The organism is Pseudomonas lundensis (genome assembly GCF_002269125.1).
Classification (GTDB): Bacteria; Pseudomonadota; Gammaproteobacteria; order Pseudomonadales; family Pseudomonadaceae; genus Aquipseudomonas; species Aquipseudomonas lundensis_A.
Genome location: NZ_NQKI01000029.1, coordinates 25,948 through 50,850, shown reverse-complemented (window position 1 = coordinate 50,850; position 24,903 = coordinate 25,948). Strand labels below are relative to the sequence as shown.

25 protein-coding genes are annotated in these 24,903 nt (G+C 60.3%); 3 read left to right on the top strand and 22 right to left on the bottom strand.

Annotated features, from left to right (window positions below):
* Positions 1-72: 72 nt before the first annotated feature.
* Entirely contained in the window at positions 73-1,458 is a 1,386-nt protein-coding gene (locus tag CJF39_RS16920) for a nucleobase:cation symporter-2 family protein (RefSeq protein ID WP_094994461.1), read from the bottom strand.
* Positions 1,459-1,643: 185 nt separating this feature from the next.
* On the opposite strand from CJF39_RS16920, the gene CJF39_RS16915 reads away from it, so the two are divergent.
* Positions 1,644-3,287, top strand: a complete 1,644-nt coding sequence (locus CJF39_RS16915) for an ABC1 kinase family protein (RefSeq protein ID WP_094994460.1) — start codon at positions 1,644-1,646, stop codon at positions 3,285-3,287.
* Between the two features lie 55 nt (positions 3,288-3,342).
* On the opposite strand, the gene lpdA is transcribed toward CJF39_RS16915, so the two are convergent.
* Genes lpdA through CJF39_RS16895 form a run of 4 tightly spaced genes read right to left on the bottom strand, consistent with a single transcriptional unit; the run spans position 3,343 to position 8,316 of the window.
* Positions 3,343-4,731, bottom strand: coding sequence for a dihydrolipoyl dehydrogenase (lpdA, locus tag CJF39_RS16910; protein WP_094994459.1), 1,389 nt, complete (start codon positions 4,729-4,731; stop codon positions 3,343-3,345).
* Positions 4,732-4,733: 2 nt separating this feature from the next.
* Positions 4,734-6,020 (bottom strand): dihydrolipoamide acetyltransferase family protein, encoded by a 1,287-nt coding sequence (locus CJF39_RS16905; protein WP_094994458.1) that lies wholly within the window; start codon positions 6,018-6,020, stop codon positions 4,734-4,736.
* The gene (locus CJF39_RS16900) at positions 6,021-7,076 is read right to left on the bottom strand and encodes an alpha-ketoacid dehydrogenase subunit beta (RefSeq protein ID WP_094994457.1); all 1,056 of its coding nucleotides are present in this window, start codon (positions 7,074-7,076) and stop codon (positions 6,021-6,023) included.
* A gap of 4 nt (positions 7,077-7,080) precedes the next feature.
* Positions 7,081-8,316 (bottom strand): 3-methyl-2-oxobutanoate dehydrogenase (2-methylpropanoyl-transferring) subunit alpha, encoded by a 1,236-nt coding sequence (locus CJF39_RS16895; protein ID WP_094994456.1) that lies wholly within the window; start codon positions 8,314-8,316, stop codon positions 7,081-7,083.
* 207 nt (positions 8,317-8,523) lie between these two features.
* Between CJF39_RS16895 and bkdR the strand changes: the two genes are divergently transcribed.
* Positions 8,524-9,015 (top strand): Bkd operon transcriptional regulator BkdR, encoded by a 492-nt coding sequence (gene bkdR, locus CJF39_RS16890; RefSeq protein ID WP_094994455.1) that lies wholly within the window; start codon positions 8,524-8,526, stop codon positions 9,013-9,015.
* A 38-nt stretch (positions 9,016-9,053) separates the two neighbouring features.
* Here the strand turns inward: bkdR and CJF39_RS16885 are convergent, their stop codons facing one another.
* The 16 genes from CJF39_RS16885 to CJF39_RS16810 form a co-directional block, all read right to left on the bottom strand.
* On the bottom strand, positions 9,054-9,599 hold the full coding sequence (locus CJF39_RS16885) for a histidine phosphatase family protein (RefSeq protein WP_094994454.1): 546 nt from the start codon (positions 9,597-9,599) through the stop codon (positions 9,054-9,056).
* A gap of 225 nt (positions 9,600-9,824) precedes the next feature.
* Entirely contained in the window at positions 9,825-10,724 is a 900-nt protein-coding gene (gene lpxO / locus CJF39_RS16880) for a lipid A hydroxylase LpxO (RefSeq protein ID WP_094994453.1), read from the bottom strand.
* A gap of 242 nt (positions 10,725-10,966) precedes the next feature.
* A complete protein-coding gene (locus tag CJF39_RS16875) occupies positions 10,967-11,893 on the bottom strand; it encodes a PfkB family carbohydrate kinase (protein ID WP_094994452.1) in 927 nt (308 codons plus the stop codon).
* Entirely contained in the window at positions 11,886-13,349 is a 1,464-nt protein-coding gene (locus CJF39_RS16870; RefSeq protein ID WP_094994451.1) for a purine-cytosine permease family protein, read from the bottom strand. Before CJF39_RS16870 ends, CJF39_RS16875 begins: the two co-directional genes overlap by 8 nt.
* 96 nt (positions 13,350-13,445) lie before the next feature.
* Positions 13,446-14,450 (bottom strand): ADP-ribosylglycohydrolase family protein, encoded by a 1,005-nt coding sequence (locus tag CJF39_RS16865; RefSeq protein WP_094994450.1) that lies wholly within the window; start codon positions 14,448-14,450, stop codon positions 13,446-13,448.
* Positions 14,447-15,160: a GntR family transcriptional regulator gene (locus CJF39_RS16860; protein ID WP_094994449.1), complete on the bottom strand. Its 714-nt coding sequence runs from the start codon at positions 15,158-15,160 to the stop codon at positions 14,447-14,449. The genes CJF39_RS16865 and CJF39_RS16860 overlap by 4 nt, the downstream gene beginning before the upstream one ends.
* A 154-nt stretch (positions 15,161-15,314) precedes the next feature.
* Positions 15,315-16,004 (bottom strand): endonuclease, encoded by a 690-nt coding sequence (locus tag CJF39_RS16855; protein ID WP_094994448.1) that lies wholly within the window; start codon positions 16,002-16,004, stop codon positions 15,315-15,317.
* A 4-nt stretch (positions 16,005-16,008) separates the two neighbouring features.
* Positions 16,009-16,260, bottom strand: a complete 252-nt coding sequence (locus CJF39_RS16850; RefSeq protein ID WP_094994447.1) for a DUF1654 domain-containing protein — start codon at positions 16,258-16,260, stop codon at positions 16,009-16,011.
* Between the two features lie 160 nt (positions 16,261-16,420).
* Positions 16,421-17,326 carry a metal ABC transporter solute-binding protein, Zn/Mn family gene (locus CJF39_RS16845; protein WP_094994446.1) on the bottom strand — a complete coding sequence of 302 codons (906 nt, stop codon included), beginning with the start codon at positions 17,324-17,326 and terminating at the stop codon, positions 16,421-16,423.
* On the bottom strand, positions 17,327-18,226 hold the full coding sequence (locus tag CJF39_RS16840) for a metal ABC transporter permease (RefSeq protein WP_094994445.1): 900 nt from the start codon (positions 18,224-18,226) through the stop codon (positions 17,327-17,329).
* The gene (locus tag CJF39_RS16835; protein WP_094994444.1) at positions 18,223-18,978 is read right to left on the bottom strand and encodes a metal ABC transporter ATP-binding protein; all 756 of its coding nucleotides are present in this window, start codon (positions 18,976-18,978) and stop codon (positions 18,223-18,225) included. The genes CJF39_RS16840 and CJF39_RS16835 overlap by 4 nt, the downstream gene beginning before the upstream one ends.
* Positions 18,975-19,913 (bottom strand): metal ABC transporter substrate-binding protein, encoded by a 939-nt coding sequence (locus CJF39_RS16830; protein ID WP_094994443.1) that lies wholly within the window; start codon positions 19,911-19,913, stop codon positions 18,975-18,977. Before CJF39_RS16830 ends, CJF39_RS16835 begins: the two co-directional genes overlap by 4 nt.
* A gap of 34 nt (positions 19,914-19,947) precedes the next feature.
* Positions 19,948-20,502, bottom strand: a complete 555-nt coding sequence (locus CJF39_RS16825) for a DUF6162 family protein (RefSeq protein WP_094994442.1) — start codon at positions 20,500-20,502, stop codon at positions 19,948-19,950.
* On the bottom strand, positions 20,499-20,804 hold the full coding sequence (locus tag CJF39_RS16820) for a hypothetical protein (protein ID WP_169963619.1): 306 nt from the start codon (positions 20,802-20,804) through the stop codon (positions 20,499-20,501). The genes CJF39_RS16825 and CJF39_RS16820 overlap by 4 nt, the downstream gene beginning before the upstream one ends.
* Positions 20,805-20,839: 35 nt before the next feature.
* The gene (locus CJF39_RS16815; RefSeq protein WP_094994440.1) at positions 20,840-21,382 is read right to left on the bottom strand and encodes a thiamine pyrophosphate-binding protein; all 543 of its coding nucleotides are present in this window, start codon (positions 21,380-21,382) and stop codon (positions 20,840-20,842) included.
* On the bottom strand, positions 21,379-22,587 hold the full coding sequence (locus tag CJF39_RS16810) for a PepSY-associated TM helix domain-containing protein (protein WP_094994477.1): 1,209 nt from the start codon (positions 22,585-22,587) through the stop codon (positions 21,379-21,381). The genes CJF39_RS16815 and CJF39_RS16810 overlap by 4 nt, the downstream gene beginning before the upstream one ends.
* A 272-nt stretch (positions 22,588-22,859) precedes the next feature.
* On the opposite strand from CJF39_RS16810, the gene CJF39_RS16805 reads away from it, so the two are divergent.
* Positions 22,860-23,729: a YceK/YidQ family lipoprotein gene (locus tag CJF39_RS16805; protein WP_094994439.1), complete on the top strand. Its 870-nt coding sequence runs from the start codon at positions 22,860-22,862 to the stop codon at positions 23,727-23,729.
* Positions 23,730-23,825: 96 nt separating this feature from the next.
* Here CJF39_RS16805 and CJF39_RS16800 read toward each other — a convergent pair whose 3' ends face one another.
* Positions 23,826-24,776, bottom strand: a complete 951-nt coding sequence (locus CJF39_RS16800; protein WP_094994438.1) for a siderophore-interacting protein — start codon at positions 24,774-24,776, stop codon at positions 23,826-23,828.
* Positions 24,777-24,903: the final 127 nt, after the last annotated feature.

The following is a 24,903-nucleotide window of genomic DNA, read 5'->3' as shown; positions in this document are numbered from 1 at the left end:
TGTAGCCATCGCGCCGAGGGTGTTCCAGGAAGGGGCAGGATCGCGGTGAGCGATCCTGCCCGTCGCCCGTGTTTACACGCGGTGTTTTTTCTCGGCCTCTGGCAGGAACCAGTTGAGCAGCAGGGCGCAAATACCGCCCGTCGCCACACCGGATTCCAGCACGTCGCGCAAGGCGGCTGGCATGTGCGCCAGGAACTCGGGCACTTGCGATACACCCAGGCCCAGCGCCAGCGACACGGAGATGATCAGCAGGGCTCGCCGGTCCAGCGTGGTACTGGCCAAAATATTGATCCCCGACGCGGCCACTGCACCAAACATCACCATGGCGGCACCGCCCAGCACAGGCTCGGGGACTGCTTGAATTGCCCCGGCAACGCTCGGGAACAAGCCGAGCAGAATCAGCATGGCGGCGATCCACACACCGATGTGACGGCTGGCAATGCCGGTCAGCTGAATCACGCCGTTGTTCTGGGCAAAGATCGAGCTGGGGAACGTATTGAAAATACCGGCCAGCAGCGAGTTGGCCCCGTTGACCAGTACGCCGCCCTTGATGCGCTGCATCCACAGCGGGCCTTCAACCGGCTGGCGCGACACTTTGCTGGTGGCCGTCACATCGCCAATCGCTTCCAGCGAGGTGACGAGGTAAATCACCAGCATCGGAATGAACAGCGCCCACGAGAACCCAAGGCCAAAATGCAACGGCACCGGCACTTGAAACAGCTCGGCCTGATGCATGCCGGTAAAGTCCAGACGCCCCAGATAGCCTGCCAGCGCATAGCCCACGGCCAGTGCGATGACAATCGCGCAACTGCGCATCCACACCAGCGGGATGCGGTTGAGGATCACGATGATCGCCAGCACCACGCCCGAGAGCATGAGGTTTTCGCCATTGGCAAAAGTGCCATTGCCCATCGCGGTAAAGCCGCCGCCCATGCTGATCAGGCCGACCTTGATCAACGTCAGGCCGATCATTAGCACCACGATGCCAGTCACCAGCGGGGTGATCATCCGTTTGACGAAGGGCAGGACCCGCGAAATGCCCATTTCAACGAAGGAACCGGCAATCACCACGCCAAAAATTGCAGCCATTACGCTTTCCACGGGCGTGCCTTGTTTGACCATCAACGCGCCGCCCGCAATCAGCGGGCCGACGAAGTTGAAACTGGTGCCTTGCACAATCAGCAAACCGGCGCCGAACGGGCCGAAGCGTTTGCACTGCACAAACGTGGCGATCCCCGAGATCACCAGTGACATGGAGACGATCAAGTTGGTGTCACGGCTGGACACACCCAGTGCCTGACAGATCAGCAGGCCGGGGGTGACGATCGGAACGATGATGGCAAGCAAGTGTTGCAGGGCCGCCAGAAAGCCGATCCACGGCTTGGGGCGGTCCTCAAGGCCAAAGACCAGATCGCTGTTCTGGGACTCGGCTTCAAGCGGCGTTTTGGGAGTGGTCATGGCGAGCGCCCTTGGAAAAAAGAGCGCGATTCTACTGGTCTTGTGCCATGACGCCCAGCGTTTGCGTGCATAAGCGTTGCATTGAACCCGTCGCGGTCTTTAATCAGTCGAATGTTTAGGCCCGCCGACGGTCCGAAAGAATGCCGCCCCGGCTGTCAGTCCCCCTGAAACAAGGACCCGTGCCCATGCTTGAACCCACCTGGACCGCCCTCAAACACCACCGCCGCCTTCATCAGATCATTGCCACGCTGGTGCGTTTTGGCGCGCAGGGCGTGGTGGTGCGACTGGGGCTCGGGCGTTTGCTCACCCAGGTCAGCGCAGAACCGGGCGAGTCGCTGCCTGCCAGCACCGCGCAGCGGGTGCGCATGGCGTTGGAGACCTTGGGCCCGACCTTTATCAAGTGCGGGCAGATTCTGGCCAGCCGCAGCGACATCCTGCCCCCGGCGTGGGTTACGGAGCTGCAAGGGCTGCACAGTCAGGTCGCGACCTTGCCATGGGAGGCACTGCAAGCGCAGGTGCTTGAGGATTTGGGCGGCGCGCTGGAGGAGGTGTTTGCGGCGTTTGACACTCATCCGCTGGCGGCGGCCTCAATGGCGCAGGTGTACCGCGCGCGCTTGCACAATGGCGAGGAGGTGGTGGTCAAGGTTCAGCGTCCCGGGTTGAGGGGCAAAATAACGGCGGACCTGCAACTGCTGGAAAGCGTCGCTCAGTTAATTGAACAAAATGAGGCACTGGCGGTGTATCAGCCACGCCAAATGGTGCGCCAACTGGCGCGGGCGATGCTTGAGGAACTCGATTTCACGCAGGAGGGTCAGCATTGCGACAGCGTCGCCCAGCATTTTGAACACGATCCTGCCATCGTGATCCCGCGTATTCATTGGGCCTATAGCAGTCAGCGCCTGCTGGTGCAGGAATTTCTCCCCAGCTTTACGCCGCTGGAGCGCGAGGCGTTGATTGCCCAAGGCCTGGACCCCGGTTTGTTGGCCCAACGCGGGGCCAAAGCGTTCATCAAAATGTTGCTGGAGGATGGTCTGTTCCATGGTGACCCGCACCCCGGCAACCTGCGGGCCATGAGCGACAATCGTGTCGGGTTTATCGACTTCGGCATGGTCGGGCGCCTGGATGAGCGGCGGCGGCTGGAGGTCATGACCTTTATGCGTGCTCTGACCCAGGGCAGCACCGAAACCCTGATCTCGGTCTTGATCGACTGGAATGGCGAGCGGGTGCAGGACGTGACGCTGATCGAACGCGCGGCGCGCCAATACATGGCACGGCACACCCGGCCACCTTTGAAGATGAGCGCGCTGATTACCGATTTTCTGGATGTGATGCGCGAATACCGCTTGCTGTTGCCCCCGGACCTGCTGGTGTTGTTCAAGGCGTTGATCACAGCGGATGGCGTGCTGACCCGGCTGGATCCGGAGCTGGACCTGGTGGCGACGGCCAAGCCTGCGGTGCAGAAGATGCTCCGTGAGCAACTCAGCTGGAAAGTCGCCCGGCGCCTGGGAATAGAAGGGCTGGAGCTAGGGCGGGGGGTGTTAGGCGACTTGCCGCAACTGACTCGCTTGATGGTGCATCGCCTCAAGCACGGGGTGCTGGACTTGAAAGTCGATGTGCCAGGTGTCGAAAAGCTGGAACGGTCGCTGCGCCTGGCTTCGACGCGTTTGTCGCTGGCGCTGTTGATCAGTGCGCTGTTGATCGCCTTTGGCCCTCAGATCGTGGCGGCGGGCCCCGTGTGGCAAGGGCTTTCGGCCATTGGCTGGCTGGCGGGGATTGCTACGCTGGGCGGGTTGCTGGCGTTTTTGTGGAGCTTATTCAAAGGCTCTTGACGCCACACGAGGCCGCGCCGTTGACGCCGGACGCAGCCTCGTGCATGCCAAAGTGTTACACGTGCAGCGCATGCCCCAAGGCGCGCAGGGCCGCTTCTTGCACCGCCTCGCCCAAGGTCGGGTGCGCATGAATGGTGCCGGCAATGTCTTCCAGGCACGCGCCCATTTCCAGGGATTGGCCAAAGGCCGTCGACAGCTCCGACACCCCGGCGCCGACGGCCTGCCAGCCGACAATCAAATGGTTATCACGCCGTGCCACGACGCGCACGAAACCGGTTTTGGATTCCAGGGTCATGGCCCGTCCATTGGCCGCGAACGGGAAGCTGGCGCTGAGGCAGTCCAGCCCTGCCGCCTCAGCCTCGGCCGGGGTTTTACCGACCACGACGATTTCCGGATCGGTGAAACACACCGCGGCAATCGCCGCTGGGCTGAATTCACGTTGCTTGCCAGCGATGAGCTCGGCCACCATTTCCCCCTGCGCCATGGCGCGGTGGGCCAGCATCGGTTCGCCGGTCAGGTCGCCAATCGCCCACACGTTGCGCATGCTGGTCTGGCAACGGTTGTCGACACGGATCGCCGGGCCGTTCATGGCCAATGCCAGGGTTTCCAGGTTGAAGCCCTGGGTGCGCGGGCGACGCCCAACGGCCACCAGTACCTGATCGGCCTCCAACGTCTGGCTTTCGCCCATGCGATTGCGCATGGACAACGTGCGTGTGCTGGCCTGGAAACCTTCCACGCTGTGCTCCAGATACAACGTGATCCCCAATGCTTTGAGGGATTCAGCGACAGGTTGGGTCAGCTCCATGTCATAGGTAGGCAGGATGCGCTCGCGGGCCTCCACCACCGTGACCTCGGCGCCCAGCTTGCGGTAGGCAATCCCCAATTCGAGGCCGATGTAGCCGGCCCCCACGATGGTCAGGCGCTTCGGAATACTGGCCGGGTTCAGGGCCTCGGTGGACGAAAAAATGGCACCGCCAATCGGCAGTATCGGCAGATCAACCGTCTGCGACCCGGTGGCCAGCAGCAAGTGTTCGCACTCCAGGCGCTGGCCGTCCACCTCAACGGCCTTGCCATCCAGAATACGCGCCCAGCCGTGGATGACCTTGACGCCATTTTTTTTCAGCAACGCGCCGACGCCTGTGGTCAGGCGATCAACGATGCCGTTCTTCCATTGCACGCTTTGATCGATGTCGAGGGTCGGGGCTGTGGTCTTGATACCCAACGGCGAACTGCCCGTACTGTAGCGTTGCGAGGTATGGAACTGCTCGGCCACGTGAATCAAGGCTTTGGACGGAATGCAGCCGACATTCAGGCACGTTCCGCCCAGCGACTGGCCTTCGATAAGGACCGTTGGAATGCCCAGTTGGCCAGCGCGGATGGCAGCGACGTAACCGCCGGGGCCGCCGCCGATAATCAGCAGCGTGGTGTGTTGAGTTGGCTGCATGTTCACTCCACAAACAGGGTGGCAGGTTGTTCGAGCAAGCCACGCATGGCCTGGATAAAGAGCGCCGCGTCCATGCCGTCCACCACGCGGTGGTCGAACGAGCTGGAGAGGTTCATCATTTTGCGCACCACGATCTGGCCTTTGACCACCACCGGGCGTTCGACGATGCGGTTGACGCCAATGATCGCTACTTCCGGCAGGTTGACCACCGGGGTACTGACGATTCCACCCAGCGCGCCGAGGCTGGTCAGGGTAATGGTCGATCCCGACAGGTCGTCGCGGGCGGCCTTGCCAGTGCGCACGGCAGTGGCCAGTCGCGTGATCTCATCCGAAGCGCCCCACAGCGTCAGGGTTTCGGCGTGCTTGACCACGGGGACCATGAGGCCGTTGTCACTTTGCGCCGCCACCCCGACGTGCACCGCGCCAAAGCGGGTAATGACCTGTGCCTGATCGTCATAACGCACGTTGATCTGCGGGAAATCACGCAGTGCAACCACCATGGCGCGCACGAGAAAGGGCAGCAGGGTCAGTTTGCCGCGGCTGTCACCCCATTTCTGGTTGAGCTGGACGCGCAGTTCTTCGAGGGCCGTCACGTCCACTTCTTCGACGTAGCTGAAATGCGCGGCACGGCGCTTGGCATCTTGCATGCGCTCAGCGATTTTGCGGCGCAGGCCGATGACCGGAATCTGTTGCTCGTCGGTGCGTTTGGCGTAACCGGCCATGGGCGCAGGGCTGGTCTGTGTGTCCTGAGCCAAGTAGGCGTCCAGGTCATCGTGCAGCACGCGGCCAGCGGGGCCGGTGCCGATTACGAAGCGCAATTCGATACCGGCGTCCCACGCGCGTTTACGCACTGCCGGCGAGGCCAGCGGACGCTCATTGGCCTCACGGGCGACCGGTGCCGGGCGCGCCGCAGGTTGGGCAGGCGGGGCGGACACGGCGGCCACTTCGACCCGGGCCTGGGGTGCAGCTTTTGCCGCTGCTGGTGCTGGTGCTGGTGCTGCGGCGGGTTCGACGGGGGCGGCGGCACTTTCGCGCAGGTTGCCAGCCCCTTCGACTTCGATGCGAATCAGTTCGCTGCCCACGGCCATCACTTCACCGGGCTGGCCGCCCAGTGCCAACACCTTGCCCGCCACAGGCGAAGGAATATCCACCGTGGCTTTGTCGGTCATCACGTCGGCAACCACTTGATCTTCGCTGACCATGTCACCGACTTTGACAAACCATTCCACCAGTTCCACTTGCGCAATGCCTTCGCCAATGTCCGGCATCTTAATAACGTGCGTACCCATTCAGACCTCCATAACCCGTTGCAAAGCTGCTCCCACTCGCGCCGGGCCGGGGAAATAAGCCCACTCCTGTGCATGCGGGTAGGGCGTGTCCCAGCCCGTAACACGCTCGATTGGCGCTTCCAGGTAATGGAAACAGTGCTCTTGAACCAGTGCGATCAGTTCGGCGCCAAAGCCGCACGTGCGGGTGGCCTCGTGCACGACAACGCAACGGCGGGTCTTTTTCACGGAATTGACGATGGCATCCAGGTCCAGTGGCCACAGGCTGCGCAGGTCAATGACTTCGGCGTCAATGCCGGTTTCTTCAGCTGCGACTTGCGCCACATACACGGTGGTGCCGTAGGTGAGGATGGTGACTTCAGTGCCGGGGCGCACGATGGCTGCGCAGTCCAGCGGAACGGTGTAATAGCCGTCCGGTACCAGGCTGGCGGCGTGTTTGGACCATGGGGTCACGGGGCGTTCGTGGTGACCGTCAAACGGGCCGTTGTACAGGCGCTTGGGTTCGAGAAAAATCACCGGGTCATCGTTTTCGATGGCGGCGATCAGCAGGCCTTTGGCGTCGTAGGGGTTGGACGGCATCACCGTGCGCAGGCCGCAGACCTGGGTGAACATCGCTTCAGGGCTCTGGCTGTGGGTCTGGCCGCCGTAAATTCCCCCGCCGCAGGGCATGCGCAGGGTCATCGGCGCAATGAATTCGCCAGCCGAGCGGTAACGCAAACGGGCAGCTTCGGAGACGATTTGATCAGACGCCGGGTAGAAGTAGTCGGCAAACTGGATCTCGGCCACCGGGCGCAGGCCGTACGCCCCCATACCGACCGCTGCGCCGACGATGCCGCTTTCGGAGATCGGCGCGTCGAATACCCGCGATTTGCCATATTTGGCCTGCAGGCCTTCGGTGCAGCGGAATACACCGCCGAAGTAGCCCACGTCCTGACCAAACACCACCACGTTATCGTCGCGCTCAAGCATCACGTCCATGGCCGAGCGCAAGGCCTGGATCATCGTCATGGTGCTGGTGCTCACGGCGTTCTCCATCTGAATTTTATTGTTGTCGTTCATCTGGTTATAACCCCAATTGCTGACGTTGCCGACGCAGGTGCTCGGGCATGTCCTTGTACACGTCCTCAAAAATCGTCGCCGCGCTCGGCATCTGCCCGCCCGCCAGGGTGCCGAAACGTTCGGCTTCCTTTTGTGCGCCGATGATTTCGGCTTCGAGCTCGGCGCTGACTGCCGCGTGTTCTTCTTCGGACCAATTGCCCGTGGCGATCAGGTGCTGTTTAAGGCGAATGATCGGATCACCCAGCGGGAAGTGGCTCCAGTCATCCGCAGGGCGGTACTTGGAAGGGTCATCAGAGGTTGAATGCGGGCCTGCGCGATAGGTGACCCATTCGATCAGCGTCGGGCCCAGATTGCGGCGGGCACGTTCAGCAGCCCATACCGAGGCCGCGTAGACGGCGATGAAGTCGTTGCCGTCGACCCGCAGGGAAGCGATGCCGCACCCCACGCCACGCCCGGCGAAGGTCGTGGATTCGCCCCCGGCGATGGCCTGGAACGTGGAAATGGCCCATTGGTTATTCACCACGTTGAGGATTACCGGAGCGCGGTACACGTGGGCGAAGGTAAGGGCGGTGTGGAAATCGGATTCGGCGGTAGCGCCGTCGCCGATCCAGGCGGAAGCAATTTTGGTATCACCCTTGATGGCCGACGCCATGCCCCAGCCCACCGCCTGTACGAATTGGGTGGCGAGGTTCCCGGAAATACTGAAGAAACCGTAGTCGCGTACCGAATACATGATTGGCAACTGGCGGCCCTTGAGTGGGTCGCGCTCGTTGGACAGCAACTGGCAGATCAGGTCCACCAACGGCACGTCGCGGGCCATCAGGATGCTTTGCTGGCGATAGGTGGGGAAGCACATGTCGTCAAGGTTCAGTGCCAGCGCCTGAGCACTGCCGATGGCTTCTTCGCCCAGGCTTTGCATATAGAACGACATTTTTTTCTGGCGCTGGGCGACCACCATGCGGGCGTCAAAGATGCGGGTTTTGAGCATGGCGCGCATCCCGTCGCGCAGCACGTGCATCGGGACGCCTTCGGCCCACGGACCAAGGGCCTGGCCCTGATCATCGAGCACGCGAATCAGGCCCTTGGCCAAGTCGGCGGTGTCTGCCGGTTCTACATCGATGGGCGGCTTGCGTACCAGGCCTGCGTCGGTCAAACGCAGGTAGCTGAAATCGGTCTTGCAGCCCGGACGGCCGGAAGGTTCAGGAACGTGCAGGCGCAGTGGTGCATATTCTTCATTCATGGCTTTCTCTACGCTCGATCTTGTCGTGTTTTATTAGGGCGCGGGAGCTAGGTACTGCATGCAAGAAATGTCAGGTGAACCGCCAGATCTTGTCCTACAACAATCATATTCCGGACAGTGAAGAATATTTATCTGTAGTTCGTTGTGCTTTACAGCGAATAAGGATAAGAATTCTGCATAAACATAAAAAACAGGTGGTTTTGTCTCATGCGCAAGCTGGATCGAACGGATATCGGAATTCTCAACAGCCTTCAGGAGAACGCGCGCATCACCAATGCGGACCTTGCGCGCTCGGTAAACCTGTCGCCCACCCCGTGTTTCAACCGGGTCAAAGCGATGGAGGAGCAGGGGTTGATTCGCGAGCAAGTGACTTTGCTCGACGCCGACATGCTGGGCCTGCACGTCAACGTGTTCATTCACGTCAGCCTGGAGAAACAGGTGGAAGAGGCCCTGCAACATTTCGAAGCTGCCATTTCGGACCGGCCTGAAGTGATGGAGTGCTATTTGATGGCGGGGGACCCCGACTATCTGATTCGCGTACTGGTGCCGAGCATTCAGGCGCTTGAGCGCTTCATGATGGACTTCCTGACCAAGGTGCCGGGTGTTGCCAACATCCGCTCCAGCTTTGCCCTCAAGCAAGTGCGTTACAAAACCGCGCTGCCGTTGCCGCCGGGCGGGTTGGTGCTTGAAGAACGCTGAGTCGGGCGCGGGGGCTGCCCGCCGCGATGTATCTCAACTCAGAACCGCAGGCGCCAGCGTTCGTTAAAACGCAAATCCACGATGGCTAATGGTTCTATGTCAATGAAGTTGAACGAGTCGGTGCTGGCAGCCAAGGCGTGCAAAATGGCGGCACGGATCACGAACGGATGTGTGACCACGGCAAAATGGCCTTCCTCACGGAACCCCTCTAGCCAAGTGCCGACCCGCAAGCAGAGGTCCTGCACCGACTCGCCATGGTGCGGCGCGGCATAGGGAGTGCTGAGCCAGTTGGCCACTGCTTGCGGGCAGCTTTCTTGCAGCTCTGACAGGCTTTGGCCTCGCCAGTCGCCAAAATCGTAGTCTTCAAGCGCAGGCACGATCTCAATGTCGCGGCCCAAGGCATGGGCGGTTTGCAGGGTTCGGATCTCAGGGGCGCAGAGAATCCGCACCGGCTTTTTCAGCACTGTGGCCAATTGCCCCGCCTTTTCCAGGCTTTTGCTTTCTGCCGGTTCATCTTCCGGGAACCGGCCCAAGCGCTGGGCCTCGGTACGGGCATGGCAAATAAGACTGAGACGAGTGGGCATGGTGCAGACCTCCAGCGTTCTGTCACACAATCGCCTGCAACGGCGGTTCTTCAATCGGATGCATGTGAGTATATGGGCGCGCCCTGGCAACTCAAGGCGCATTGCCATGATGGCTGATTAGCGCAAGGTTCGGAGCAAGACTGGATGCGTGCGTCATGAGGGGTCAGCGCCGCGTAGCCGCCAGGCAGATGAGCGACTACGCGTTTTGGGGCATCGGTTAGCGGGTCAGATAAGCAGGAACAACGCCAGCAGCCCCCCGAAAATGGCCCATTTCTCCAGGTAATAGCGGGTGCGGTTGCGTTTTTTCAGTTCCTTGCCGCGCAGGCGGATCTTGTACAGCTTGGTAAATGCACGGTTGAGGCCGCCGACCTTGTCATTGGCGTCGTTTGGCGAGCTGGCGGAGGCCATGACCGTGCGGCTGAACCATTGGTTGAACGCAGCCGCCCAGCGGTACTTCATCGGGCGCTCAACGTCGCAGAACAGAATGATGCGGTTTTTGTCGGTTTTGTTTTCGGCGTAGTGGATAAAGGTTTCATCAAACATCACGCCTTCACCGTCCCGCCACGCATAATTCTGGCCGTCGACATTGATGTAGCAATCCGGATCGTTAGGCGTGTCCAGGCCCAAGTGGTAACGCAACGAACCCGCATAAGGGTCGCGGTGACGTACCAGTTTCGAGCCGGGCGGTAACTCAGCAAACATGGCGGCCTTGATCGTGCCAATGCCATTAAGCAGTTCGATGGTGCGCGGGCACAGCTCGACCGCCGACGGGTGATTGTCGCCGTACCATTTGAGGTAGAAGCGCTTCCAGCCGGTTTTGAAAAACGAGTTGAACCCCACGTCATTCGGTTGCTCAGAGCGTTTGATTTCGCCTGCTTGCATCAGCTTGCGCGCTTCTTCGCGTATTTCTTCCCAGTGATCTTGCAAAGGCTGCAGTTCAGGAAAGTCCGCAGGCTTGAGATAAGGCTGAGCGGGCACTTTGGAGAACAAATACAGAAAGCAGTTGATCGGCGCCAGGAAGGTGGAGTGGTCGCTTAATTGACGGCTCAGCTTATGCCGAACCTTGCCCCGCAAGTGGACATATGCGATGGACAAAACGTAGACAGCAATAATGATGAGTTTCAAGAGTATCGTCACAAGTCGAGAGAAAACGCCGCCCTGTTAGCACGCAAATGGCTCGGGAAACGTAAGCGTTTTCCGAAGGTTGGTGCTGTAGGAGGGAAGTCAAAGGGCAAGGTTAAAACAGCCCTTTGGGCATTTTCCAGCTTTTATGCAGGTTTTATACACTTCTGGTTACAGTCTTTGGTCGGGTTGATTGTAAGAAATACCCTTAAAGCTGTGCAGAAATGGAATTTGACCTGGATCGCTCAGGTGCGTTGATCGGCCAGGAACGCATCGATCTGCGCCCTGGTCGGTGCCGTGGCCGGCCCTCTGCGTGTGACCGCGATGGCCGCAGCTGCGTTGGCCCGGCGTGCGGCTTCACACGGGGCAACCCCGGTTGCCAGCGCGGCCAGCATCACCCCGGTATGAGCATCACCTGCGCCATTGGTGTCCAGCGCCTGCACTGTGAACCCGGCAATCGGGTGATGGCCCTGAGCATCGCTGACCCGGCAGCCATGGGGGCCATCACGGACCACCTTCAGGCAGGTACCGGGCAAACGTGCATCCAGGGCCTTCAAGGCTTCGTCCAGCGTGCGGGTACCTGTCAGGGCCTGGGCTTCATGACGATTGCTGGTCCACAGGTTCAGGCGCGGCAAGAGCGCGTCCAGTAGGGCTGGCGCTATGTCGAGGAGCAACGGGCCGGGGTCAAAACTCAGGTGGATGTCGTTCGGCAACGCCAGCAGCCACGCGATTAACGGTTGCGCTTTGCCAGGCTCAAGCAGGCTATAACCGCTGACATACACATAGTCATCTTGCGCCACCCGTACCTGTTGCAGGTCATCAGCGGTCAACACGCCCTCGACGCCGATGTACGAAATGAAAGTACGTTCGGCGCTGGCTTCGGTCAGGGCGACGCATAACCCGGTGTCTTGGTGCGGGTCGGGCGGCAGGGTCGCGGTGATGCCTTCGCTGAACATGGCCTGACGCGCCAGTTCACCCATCTGGCCCTGACCGTGTCGCCCCAGGTACGCGGTGTCCAGGCCGCTGCGCCGCGCAGCAGCCATGACATTAAAGCCGCCCCCGGCCTGAAAGCTGGCACTGCTGGCCAGCGCATCACCGCCCGAGGGCGGCAGGGTGTCGAGGGCCATGACCAGATCGATGATGATTTGGCCTGTGTGCAGCAACCTAGGCATGGGCAGGCTCCGTGACACTCAGACGCCGGTCCCGGGCGCCGCCCAGCAGGGCATACAACCCGCCAGCCACCACAAATGTCACCACCCAGCCCATCCCGTTATGCCCCAGCCAGAAATCTGCCAGCGGGCCGACAAACCAGTCCGCTTCGCTGCTGCCCACTCGGGTAAAGCAGAACCCCAGGATCAGCGCCACGGCCCAGGCGCCCAAGGCGCGCCATTCAATGCCGCCGCTATACCAATAGGCACTGCGAGGGCTGGCGTCCATCAAGTCCCGGGGACTGTAGTAATGACGATGGATCAGGTCCACAACAAAGATGGCGACCCACGCGGTAATCGGAATGGCCGTCAGGGAGATAAAGGTAATGAAGGGTCCATAAAATCCGTCTGCGTACAACATGAAGTAAATCGAACCACTCAGGATGGCGACGATATCCACGACCACCGCCTGAACCCGTTTGAGTTTTACCCCGAGGGTTAACGTGGTCAGGCCCGCCGAGTACACCGACAGGTGGTTGGACAGCAACAGGCCGCCGAAGGCGCTGAGCAGATAGGGCACGGCCATCCAGGCGGGCAACAGGTTGCGGATGGCGGCAACCGGGTCGGTGGCCGAGGCCAATTCATGATTGCCCACGGTCAGCAAACCGCCGAGCGTAATGAGCAGCACCAGCGGTATGCCGGCGCCCAAGGCGGCAGACGCTACCAGTTGCGGACCACTGACGCTGTGTTTCTGATAGCGCGACATGTCGGCCCCGGCATTCGCCCAGCCGATGCCCGTGCCTGCGGCCATGATGCCGATACCAATAATCACCGCACTCATGGGGGCCGAAGGCGCTGCAAACACGCCTTGCCAGTCGATAATTGCGCACAGGAATCCGCCGACCAGCACATTGAGGGCGCCAAACACATACGTGGCCCATTTTTGGATGACCAGCAAGGTGGCGTGACCCAGCCCGGAAACCGACAACGTGAGCAGGGCAAAAATGGCGATGAACAGCAGGGTCAGGAGCGGTGCGCTTTTGGCGTCGGTCGGGGTGCCAAAGAGGATGGCACTCAGGGCCAGCAACACAAACGCCGCAGTGATGGTATTCACGGTTTCCCAGCCCACCCTCGACATCAGCGACACCAGTGTCGGACCGATATTGCCGCGCACGCCGAAAATGGCCCGCGACAAGGTCAGGCTCGGTGCCCGGCCACGTCGGCCCGCAATGGAAATGACCCCGACCACGGCGAATGAGCCTGCGGCGCCGATCAACGCGACGAGCATCACTTGCCAGATCGCCAACTGGTGAAAGGCCACCAGCGTGGCGCCCAAGGGCAGGCCCAAAATACTGATGTTTGCAGCGAACCAAACCCAGAACAATTGCAGCGGATTGCCATTGCACTCTATGTCCGGGACGGGCTCGATACCCCGGGTTTCCAATTGTCCGGCGCTGTGGCCGACGTGAGGGTGGCTCATGGGTGTCGCTCCTGATGCTTTTTTATCGTTTTTAAACAGCGTGCCACGCCGGTTTCGGGCAGCAAGCCGGAGTGCAGTCCATTGCGAGGGGGTGAGCTAAGCGTTGCGAAGGGCCAATAGCGCCTGTACCAGCGGTTCAAGTTGCAAATGATTGACGTCTTGCACGTGCCCGATCAGTGCCGTGGGCCAGGCGCCAAGACCCTCACAGGCGCCCAGCATAGCCCCGAGCACGGCGGCGATGGTGTCCGTGTCGCCGCCAATGCTGGCGGCCATGCACACGGCATCAAAGCTGCTCATGTAGCCACTGGCCACCCGCTGTGCCAACGCGAAGGCGGCGACCACCGATTCTTGCGAAGCGACCGAGGTGCCTATGACGTCGTACAACAGGTCCCCGACGTTATCGTTGTTGCAATGCGCGCTGGCGTCCCGGGCCCAACGTAGGCGTGGCCCGATACGTGCACCCGCCACCCAGTGGCCGTAATGCTCGGCCATGTAGGCGATTTCAGTGGCGGCATTCAAGGCGTGTTCGAGTGGTTTGCCATTGATCCCGCTGGACACCACGGCTGCCACGGCGGCAGCGCTGGCGATGCCCAGGCTGGTGTTGTGGGTGACTTGGCAGGCTTGAACCACCGCGGTGATAAACCGTTCTTGCTGCGCCACATCGCTGACGATGCCCACAGGCGTAATGCGCATGGCCGCACCGTTGGTGGTGCCATAACGGCCCGCTTCATCGGGGCTGTGGCCCGCCAGGATCAGGCTGATGGCCCGCTTGGTGGATGGCCCCAGCAAGTCTTGCGAGCCTTTGGCCTGCATTCCGGCCTCCCAGTCGATCAGCCGTTGTGCCAATTGGTCGGGAGGGATGCAGGCCTGGTTTTCGATAAGTAGCTGACCGACGAGCAGGGCTTGCTCGGTGTCGTCGGTGATTGAGCCCTTGGGCATGTTCGGCGCAATGGGCTGGTCGGCGGGCGCGTCTTCCAGCGTGGTGATGTGACCGAAGCGGGCAACGATGTCGGCACGGCTGAACGACTGCGTGGGCATGCCAAGCGCGTCCCCCAGGGCCAGCCCGTAAAACGCGCCCAGCGCCCGATCACGTTGTGTCATGTGGGTGTTCCGAATGACTGGTGCATGCGGAAGTGCTGCGGATCGAGCCAGCTTTCGACCTGCTCCATGAAACGGCCTTGCCGGTCATAGGTGGTGCGCAAAGCGCTGAGGAATACAGTGCCGGCGGGACGCCCGAGTAACAGCGCGTCTTCTTCGCCCAACGGCTCGGCACCGATCCATTGATCGCCACGCTCACCCACAAAGCCATAGGCGGCGAGGGTGATCGTGAGTGAATCGTCGATTAGTCCGACCCGTGGCAAGCTTTCAAGGCCGTTGGTGGCCGGCATCAATGAGCGCTCCAGTGACACCGCAGTGCCATCGGCGCGACGGCGTCGACGGTCCAGGGTAATGAACTGGCTGACACCAAACTGAGGGAGCAATTCTGGGCGCTCAATGGCTTCGAAACGCAACAGTTCGGTATGGATGCGCGCGCCGGTATCGGCCAGCGCCTGGGTCCAGCCATTGTGTTGGTCCAAGGTGATGCCGTCGTAGGTCACGACAGATCCGCCACCCGTGCGGGTCGCGATGTAACGGCGGCGTTCGAGTTCGCTCAAGGCCTGACGCAACGTATTGCGGCTGACACCCAGTTCTTGCGCCAACTTGTCTTCTTCCGGCAGGGGTAAACCATCAACTAAAAGCCCGTTTTCTATTCGGTGAACAAGTTCATCTACCACGTGTTGTTTCTTATTGAATCGAGCTTGTCTAATCATGTGCAGAGTAATAGCTCAATAATGGCACTTCGGCAATAAATGGGCCTCTGGATCGAGGGAAAATTCCATGACGCGACGTCTGGGCGACGACGAGAAAAACCCTTGAACCTGGCGCAGATGCGGGATTCAAGGGTGTGTAAAAACGCGCGTAGATCTAGCCGCAGGCCTTGAGATTGACGGGCCCGACGAAGTCGTTACCCAGGCCCATGACACAGGCGACGGCCTGGTTACGCTGACGCTCCCAGGCTTGCACCGGGTACGTCTTGTTCCACGCTTCGTATAACTGGCGATCCTGTTTGGACAAGCGCAAATTGTAGCGCTTGCTCATGTAGAAATAGGTGCGTGCAATCATCCCCCGGATGGAAGGTCGGGGCATGACTTTTTTGGCCTTGAAGTCCACTTGGGTCAGGCACGAACCGTATTGCCCCGGCTGCTGCGGTAGCCAGCCAAAACTGAAATTGTTGCGATCGCCGTTGACCTCTCCAATGCTCGGCACCAGGTTATGCAAATCGGCTTCTGCCACTTTGTACACCGGGTCATTGCGGGTGCAGTTTTTACGTCCTCCTTTTTGCCAGCACTGGCGTTGATGGCCAATCTGCCAGGCGGGCACGATGTGTTCCCATTCGATGCGTGCCGCGCGGTTGGCATTCTTGCGCGGCACATAACCACAGGCTTGCAGGTTGACGCGGTTACCTGTGTATTTGCAGCCACAGTAAAACTCGGTGGATTGAGGTGCGTAGAGTTTCCAGGCAACCTTTTTCGCTTCACTAAAGGTTTGCGGCGCAGCCGCTTGAACGCTTAAAACAGTGAAGAGGCTGGCAAATGCCAGTAAACAAACCCTCATTGACTCAGTCTTCCTCAAGCACAGTCCAGAAAACATTCACACCACCATCATCGCGGTGTGCAACGGTGACGTTGTCGTTTTCGGAGATTTCTTCCAGCAGGCGCTCCCAGAACTCCGGGTTATCGCCTTCCTGAGGCAAAAGGACCGCCATTTTGGCTTTTTGTGCCTTGGGAGAGCTAATTTCTTTTTGTATGCGAAGTCCGAACAATTCGTAGGGGGACGGTGGAGTAGGTGCTTTCGCTGCTTTTTTAGCCATGATGCGGTCCTTGGTTAGCTGTATGTGTATACAGTATTTAACTGCGCGGCATTTCGCAACCTTTTGGTGCGTCGTCATGGCGGGTCATGCGCAGTCAACGCGTCTTGGGGCGCGGCGCCAACCCGGTTGTGCACGCGGTACATACACCCTCGACAGGGTATTACCTGTGGCTGAGCGCCGTGATGAGGGTCTCAATAGTCGCTTGCAACTGCGCCACCGGGTCAGCCCCGTCGGCGCGGATCACCACCAGCTCACTGCCGCTTTGTGCCACGGCGGTTTTCAGCGCTTCGCTGGGTGCGCGATGGTCCAGGACCAGCGCCACGTCGTTGTCTTTAAGGGTTTGCGTCAGGGTCTTGAGGGCTTCGGGGGTCCAGGGCTGGTCTGCTGGATGATCGATCGTCACCGGTTCCAGATTCAACCCTGCCACCAGGTAATCGAGTCGGTAGGACAGGTTGACGACGCTCAGGTTGTCGACGTGGGCCAACTGCTGTTCGCTGTCGGCGCTGAGTTTCAACAGGCGTTGCTTGAGGGTGGCCAGATTGGCTTCGATCTGCGGCTTGGCGTCAGGGGCCAGCCGCGCCAGATCGGCTGCCATGACGTCCGCCATGCGCCCCATGTTATTGCTGACCAGCCACGGTTGGCTGTTCAGGCCATCGCGCTCGGCGCCCGGTTGCAAGGCGATACCCGGCAGGCTGCCATCCACCGGGCGTGCGGCGTCGATTTCGACGATGCGTATATTGCTGCGACGTGCCATGGGGTAGAGCGGGTCGTCGCGCCATACCGAGCGCAGACCAATCACGGCGTCGGCGTGTTCGGCCAGTTGGTGCAGGGCACCCGCGCCGCGCCCGCTGAAGTAAGCGCTTTGGCGGCTGCCCGGCAGATTGGCAGCTGCAGCGCGCTCCAGAATCACGCCTGTGTCCTTGAGCAGCAACTGGCCCAGCCCCACGGTGATCGGCACGCTGGCCAGAATGCGCACCGGTTGGGCAGGCAGGTCGGCGGCCATGAGTGGGGTGCTGAGCAAGCCGGTCAGGGCCAGTGTGAGGGTGAGTGTGCGCAGAGTTGGCATTTATCCAATATTCCCTTTCAGGCTGGGGAGCACGCCGCGGGCGATAGCGGCGAGGGCGAAGGCGATACCGGCCACCAGAATGATTGCGGCGCCGGAGGGGATTGGCAGGTCGAATACGATGGGCACCATAATTCCGCACAACGTACTGCACGTGGCGATCAACACCGAAATCCAGAAGAAGCCCTTCAGCGACTGGCTTAACAGCCGCGCAGCCGCTGCCGGGATCACCAGCAGGGCGCCGACCAGAATGGCGCCGATGACCTTGACCGCCGCGACCGTGATCAGCGTCACCAGAATCACGAACAGGTAATCCAGCGCTTTGACGGCCACACCGCGCACGGCGGCCAGTTGCGGGTTGAAACTGGCGAGCATGATGCGGTTGTACAGCGGCAGGCTCAGCCCCAGCACCAGTGCGCCAACAATCGCCAGTACCAATAAATCGTTGCCGTTGACGGTGAGCACGGAACCAAACAGCACGTTTTCGAGAATATGAACGTTAATCTTGCCAGCCAGAATCAGCAGCAAGCTGGCACCCAGCGCCAGTGACACCGAGAGGAAAACGCCAATCAGGGTGTCGGGCGCCAAGCCGGTGCGGTTGCGCAAATAATTGAGTGACACGCCAAACAGCAGGCAATAGCCGAACAGGCTGCCGTATGGCCCGGTGTAGGGTTCGCCGAGCAAAATACCGATGGCCACTCCTGTGAGTGCCGCGTGGCCCACCGCTTCGGAGAAAAACGCGAAGCGCTTGACCACCACCAGCGTACCCAGCCCGCCGAGTACCGGGCCGATCAACAGACCCGCCAGCAACGCGTTGACCACGAACCCGTAGGCCAGCACCTCGGGCAAATAGCCAGCCGACGCCCAGCCTTGAACCATCAGGCGAAACGCTTCGTAACTCATACGTTATTGCTCCCGTTACCGGTGGGGTGTGTCGCAAACAGGTCCAGCAGGCGTTCCGGGCTCAGGGTCTGTCCGGGTGGGCCGTCGAACAGCACGCGCCGGTTGAGCCCCGTCACGCGTTCGGCCAATCGCTTGACGGCGGCCAGGTCGTGTTCGATCCACACCACGGTTACACCCGCCTGCTGCCAATCCGTGAGTAAGCGTTCAAACACGCGGGCGCCAGCTTCGTCCAGTGCGGACATGGGTTCGTCCAGTACCAAGAGCTGCGGGGCCGGGATCAGGCCCTGAGCCAGCAGCACACGCTGGCGTTCACCGCCGGACAACGCGCCCATGCGGCGCTTGCGTTTGTCCTGCATGCCGACCCGCGCCAGTGCTTCACCAATGGCGGGCGCCACCTTGCGCGACAGGCCCAGAAAGGCTGGGCGACGCTGGCACATGGCGGCCATGAAATCGTCCACGGTCATGGGCAGGCCACGGTCGAATTCCAGTGCTTGCGGCACGTAGCCGATCGGGCCCGTTGCGCCCGGCCAGTTCAGGCACAGCCGACCCTGGTGAGGCATTTGCCCCAGCAGGGTTTTGATGAGCGAACTTTTACCGCCGCCATTGGGGCCAACCAGCGCATGGACGCTGCCGGGGCGGATGGTGAAACTGACGTGATCGAGAATGGGTGTCTGTCCCAGGGTCAGCGAGACCTGATCGAACTCAACCCCCGGGCCGGTGGCGAGGGTGACCAGAGGTTGGGCAGCACTCATGCTCCTGCCTCCTGTATGGCGGTGACCACGGTGTTGAGGTTGCCGGTCATTTCTTTTTCGTATTTGTCGGCGCTGTAGTCGCCATAGGAAATGTGCGACAGCGGGTAGAGCTTGACCCCTGACTCACGCTGGATGGTGTCGACGTAGGTGGAGGGGAAGTCCATCTCCGAGAAAATCACTTTCACATCCAGTGCGCGCAGTTGGTCGATGGTCTTTTTCAACTGGCTCGGGCTGGGTTCGATGCCGTGGGCAGGTTCGACCACGGCCGTGACTTCAAGGCCAAACTCGCGCAATAGATAGTCATAGGCGGCATGCACGGTGGCCACCCGTAAATCTGCATTGGGGGCCCGGGTCAGTTTGGCCAGCGCATCTGCCCGCATCTGGCGCAGGCGTTTGCCATAAGCCCGGGCATTGGCGGTGTAGGTTTTGGCATTGGCCGGGTCCAGCTTGCCCAACTCGCGGGCGATGTTGTTGACCTGGGCAATCGATGCGCTGATGGACAGGAAGGTATGAGGGTTGACCACTTTGCCTGCACCGCGCGCGGCATTGCCGGTGGCGGCCAGCAACGGCACGTTCTGATTGGCCTCTATCACCGGGATGCCGGGCGTTTCGCTGGCTTCGATCATGCGGTCAGCGAAGTCGTCATGGCCCACGCCGTTGAGCACGATCACATCCAGCGTGCCGATGCGTTTGATGTCTTCAGCCCGCGGTTCGTAGGCGTGAGGGTTAAAACCGGCGGGGATCAGCGGCACCACCTCGGCCTTGTCGCCGACGATGTTGCTCACGTAGCTGTAATAGGGGTGCAAAGTGATGCCGATGCGCAAGGGCTTGGCCAGCGGTGTCGGGGTGTCGGCCCAGGCGAGCGGGGCAAGGCACATGGCAAACAGGCCGGCCAGCAACAGGGTGCGGCGACGCAGAACAGATGAAATGGACATGGCGAGCAGTCTTCTCTGAGGTCAAGCGGTGGGTTCAGTGCCGATGCTGGCGAGTAACCCCGGCATCGAAGTGCGCGGTCACTTGCTGCCAGCCGCTCTGGATCAGGGCAGCGTCGCTGAGGTCGGCAGGTACGCTGAGCGTGCTGTTGCGGTTGAGCCATACATCCGGTTGGGTGCCAATGCGCAACAAAAACGAACCCGCGACCTCGGGGTGGGGGCTCACGCCCAGGTACGCCTGGTCGCCCAGCAATTGCCACACGTGGCCCCCACGGCTGACTGAGCTGGCATCGACAGCAAAAGGGGCAAACCCGTCAGCGGCGAGTTCGGACGGCTCGGGCAGCGCATTGGCGTCTTCGCGCAGTAGCCGGATTTCATCGAGAGTGACCCGCAGGTCGGCGTAGATTCCTTGCTCGGCGGCGTTCATGTCCCGGCGTGCATCCACTTGATGGGCCGCTACCGGGGTCTCGGTCAGCGATTCGTGGCGCCACGCCACCACCGCACCGGCAATGCTCAGGATTAACAGGCATAACAGCAGGACGTACAGCGTTTCATGCCCGGCTCCGGCGGGGCGTACCACGTGAGTATTCATGGGGCCTCGATGTCGGCTTGGTCGATTTCGACGATGTGCCCGGGGCCGGCGTCAAACAGCACGTAAAACTCGCCATCGGGTTTTTTGAACGTCAGGCTTGAGTCCTGCCCCAGCTTGCCCGGCACCAGAATGGTTTCGTCGTAACCGATGACGTCGAGGGTGACGCCGGGCGCGCCACTGCCGTCCGAAAACCCGCCCGTACAGCGGATCTGCTCGCCGTCGAGTGCTTTGCATTCGCACATCGGGTTGTGCGCAAACGCCTGATTGCTCATGGCCATGCATGCTGCAAAGCCCGCAGCCATCAGGCGTCGCACAGGGAGTCGGGACAGTTGCACGTTCATTGCTTGCCTCCTTGTTGTTTTAACCAGGCCACGGTGGCCGGTGATGCCGTTTTGAGGGGGATGGATGCTTGATGCACCGAACCGTCCCAGCCTTCGAGGGTGACCCACAGCTCGGCATCCTCTTTAGTACGCAGCGGCACGGGAACGGTGGCGCCCAGGCGATACGGCGTGCCGAAGAAAATCACCCCGGCGGTGCGCAGGCTGCGGGGTTTGCCGATGCGCAGATAGACCGCCTTGACCGGTTCGATGCAGGCGTCGCACAAGGCCGCATTAAAGTTTTTCATGTAGCCCGCCGGCCCGTCCGGACGTGGCGCTTCGTCGCGCAGCTCGGCCAGTTGCAGGCGCCAGGGCCCGACCTGCAGGGTGCCGATGTCACGCTCGCCCAAGCCGCTGTCGCCGCGAAACAGCGACGCATCAGCGAAGTACTTGGGCATGAACCCCAGCGGCACCAGTAACAGCAGTATGTTCAGGTGGAAGCGCCATTTGTGCCACCAGCGGCTCAAGGGCGAGGCGGGCTGTGTGATCACGGCCTTGCTCATGCGTGGGTCTCCGAGGGCGCGTCGGTTCGCGCTTGGGCGGTGTGAGTGGCGTGCGTGCGGGCCGGTTTGTGGCTGCGTTTGAGGGCGTGGGCGGTGGCCAGCGCAGTGCGTTTGGTCCAGATCAGCAACCCGCTAAGCACCATCAGGCTCAGGATCAGGCCGAAGAAGAACCAGATCAACTTGACCCAAATGCCACCAAAGTCGCCGGTGTGCAGGGGGCGCATCGACTCGGTGACCAGCTCCAGCCCGGAGCGGTCGGCAATCATGCGCGAGCCTTCAATCAGACCGTTGTACGGGTTGATCTCGGCGGTCTGGAACAACAGCGGGTACCAGCCCGGGCCGCCGACTTCGATATGGCCGTAAGCATTGCTGGGCAGGCTGATGAAACTGGCTTCGAGCCCGGGGATCTTCTCGGCGGCAATCGACACGGCCTTGTCCAGACTGATCTGCGGCGCCGGGGTGCCGTCGGGCATGATCGGTACATCCTGACGCGCCACCACCGGCGGGTTGCCAGCCGTTGAAATGGAAATCTGGTTATCGAACATGAACGCCTGAATCAGAAACCACAGGCCGGTGATGGAAATCACCGCGATAAACCAGATCGACCAGATGCCGCACAGGCGATGGAAATCGCCCCAAAAAATCCGCGCGCCGTGCTTGAAGCGCAAGTTGGGTTTGAAAAAGCCTTTCCAGAATTTCTTGTAGACCACCAGCCCGGTAATCAATGAGCCCAGCAACGGCAGGCCGAGGAACGACACCAAATACCAGCCCCAGCTGTACCCATTGGTGAACGGCACCAGCCACCAGCCGTGCAGGGCGCGAGTGAAAGCCTTGAAGTTGAAACGCGGGCTCTCGCCCTGAATGGCGCCGGTGTAGGGGTTGATATACAGCGAAGGTGAGCGCCCGTCGGGGTACACCACATCGGCCACCAGCGCGAAGTGGGCCTCGTCCGGGCGGCTGATCGACTGCACTGCCAGGGTCGGCTCGGCCTGATGAAGGGCAGTGAGCACCTGTTCATAGCTGAGCAACGGCGCATCGTCCGAGGGCTGGCTGGCACGGGCTTCAGGGGTCGCCAGCCACACAGTTTCCTGGCTGACCACCGCCAGGGTGCCGGTCACGCACACGATCAGCACGAAGAACCAGATCGGCAACGTGAGCCAGCTGTGCACCAGAAACCAGAGCTTGGAACGGGATTTTTTGGACATGGGTAACGGCAAACTCGCGGTTGAGCGGGTGTTAATCGCCATTGAGAAGCGATTGCTTATCCATGTAGGACGGATGAGCAGGCCGAAACCCGAACCTTGAGATGTAAAGAATTATTACAGCGCGTTTTCGTAGGGCATTTCAGAGAGGGTATTCAGTTTTGTTGATAGTCACATACATGGGCAAAAATATAGGCATTGCGACCTGTTAATTTATAGATTTATTCATGTGCATCCGTTAAAAACCAGATAAAAAGAAGAGGCAAGGAGTTGCAATGAACGTCAGTCGCCATAAAGAAATACAGGGATATGTTTTGGTGGTGTGTATGTCGCTGATGTCCGGATGTGGGACGTTGATGAGTGAGCGGTCAGGAGGGTTTAGCGGGGTTCGAGAAGATATGAAAATGGTCAAAGAGCCCTTTCTCTGGATAGGTACACTCGGGTTGCTCCCGATGATGGGAATCGCCTCCATGCCGGTGGATTTGGCAGTGGATATTGTTTTGTATCCGATTGATGTTTGGCTAAAGAAGAGGTTGCAGGTCAAAGATCCACCCCGTCCCGTGGGTTATTCGGCCCCGCTTTACAGTATTAATTTAACCGGTGGTGATGACTTCGATTATGCAATTTGGCCGCGTTATGATGCACCTCGAAACAACACTGATTTCATTGGCACGACTGCGACCCTGAAGGAGGATAGCTATACGGCTCGTGCCGTGTCAGCGCCCCGCTCCGCAGGGGGTATCAAACCCGTTGCAGGCGTCATCAACCCGCCACGGTTGTTTTCACGTTATCCCTACGATTCAGGCACAACATACAGTTTTCACAAAGTGGGTCCGGTGTATCAGGCGGCGAATGGTGAGCATTATCGAAATACAATAAAAATAAAAGAAGCACTTCTGGACCCCGTCGACGAGGTCGCAGACAATTCCATCATCCTTTTTTTCATGCCGTGTAATGAAGTTGTGTTCTTTCGTTCCAGTCGGGCTGACTACGACGCGGGTGCGTTATACCGGCCTGATGTGCAGGCCTTATATAAAACATTGAAAAATCAATCCGCGCTCGCTAAATGCCCTGTCCCTGATGTGAATGACAAAGCAATTGTTATTCAGGGTGAAAAGTATCGAAAGTCCGAAGTTGATGTGTGATTAATTACCTGTTGTTGTCGAACGCGCTGACGGGTCAAGCGACTCAAGTGTGCGCGGTTGAACAGGGTTATGCTCAATCGCGACACACTTTAGGTGTTATTCCAGCGACCGCCCCTGTTTCCAATACCCCATTAACGTCAGTTGCTGACGTGCCAGCCCTTGTTCGTTGATCAAGAATTGTCGTATGGCCATCACGGCTGCGGACTCGCCCGCAATCCATGCATAAAAGTCGCCCTGTTTGGCGCTGGCGCGCTCCCATGGGCGCTGCGTGTTTAAATCCAATGCTTCTTCAGGCGTTGCAATGTGCAGTGCTGCACGTATCGGCGGCAAGCTCGCCAGTTCCCGGGCCGCCAGGATCATGCCTTCGCCGTGGCGTTTGCCCAGGCTGGCGCGGGGCAGCCAATGCACCTTGGCATTGAGGCCGCAGAGCAGGGGCAGGCAGTCCGCCTCTTCGGGGACCTCGATAAAGGCTTGAACGTGCGGCGCATCGGGATGGTCGGCCAGTTGTTCCAGAATTCCGGCCATCGCCGGCAGTGCGGTTTCGTCGCCGATCAATAACACGTGGCGCACCCCGTCAGGCGGCTGCCATTCATAGCCACCGGGGTCGCCCCGGTACGCCGCATGAGGCGCGACGATCTGCAAGCGGTCACCCGGCTGGCAGTGCATGGCCCAGCGCGAGGCCGGGCCTGTTTCCCCATGCAAGACGAAGTCGATGTCCAGCTCGTGGGCATCGGGCCGCAGGTTGCGCAGGGTGTAGGTGCGCATGGGCGGTGTTTTCTCGGCGCTCAAGGCTCGTCGCGCCGCTTGCCAGTCACCGCTCTTGGGCAGGCAGGGCGAGGTGCCATCGGTGCTCGGAAAGAACAGCTTGACCCGCTGATCCGGCGCCAGTATTTGCATCAGCCCCACCTCATCGCCGGTAAAAACGAAACGCATCAGCGAAGGGCTCAAGGCGATGCGCTGTTTGAGGCGGATGTCGAACAGTTCATAACCGCCGGGTTTGCTCAGGCGTTTGCGCAGAGCGTGCACCAGCGTCGCGGCGACAGACATAAACAGCACCTTGGTCAGTGGATGTCATGCTTGATAACGAGTGAGTGCTGCCGGTATTTAGCCGCAGCGGCCACCTTGAAAAACCTCCAATACCCGCCTGCCAGGCGGGTGCGCATGCAGGTTAATT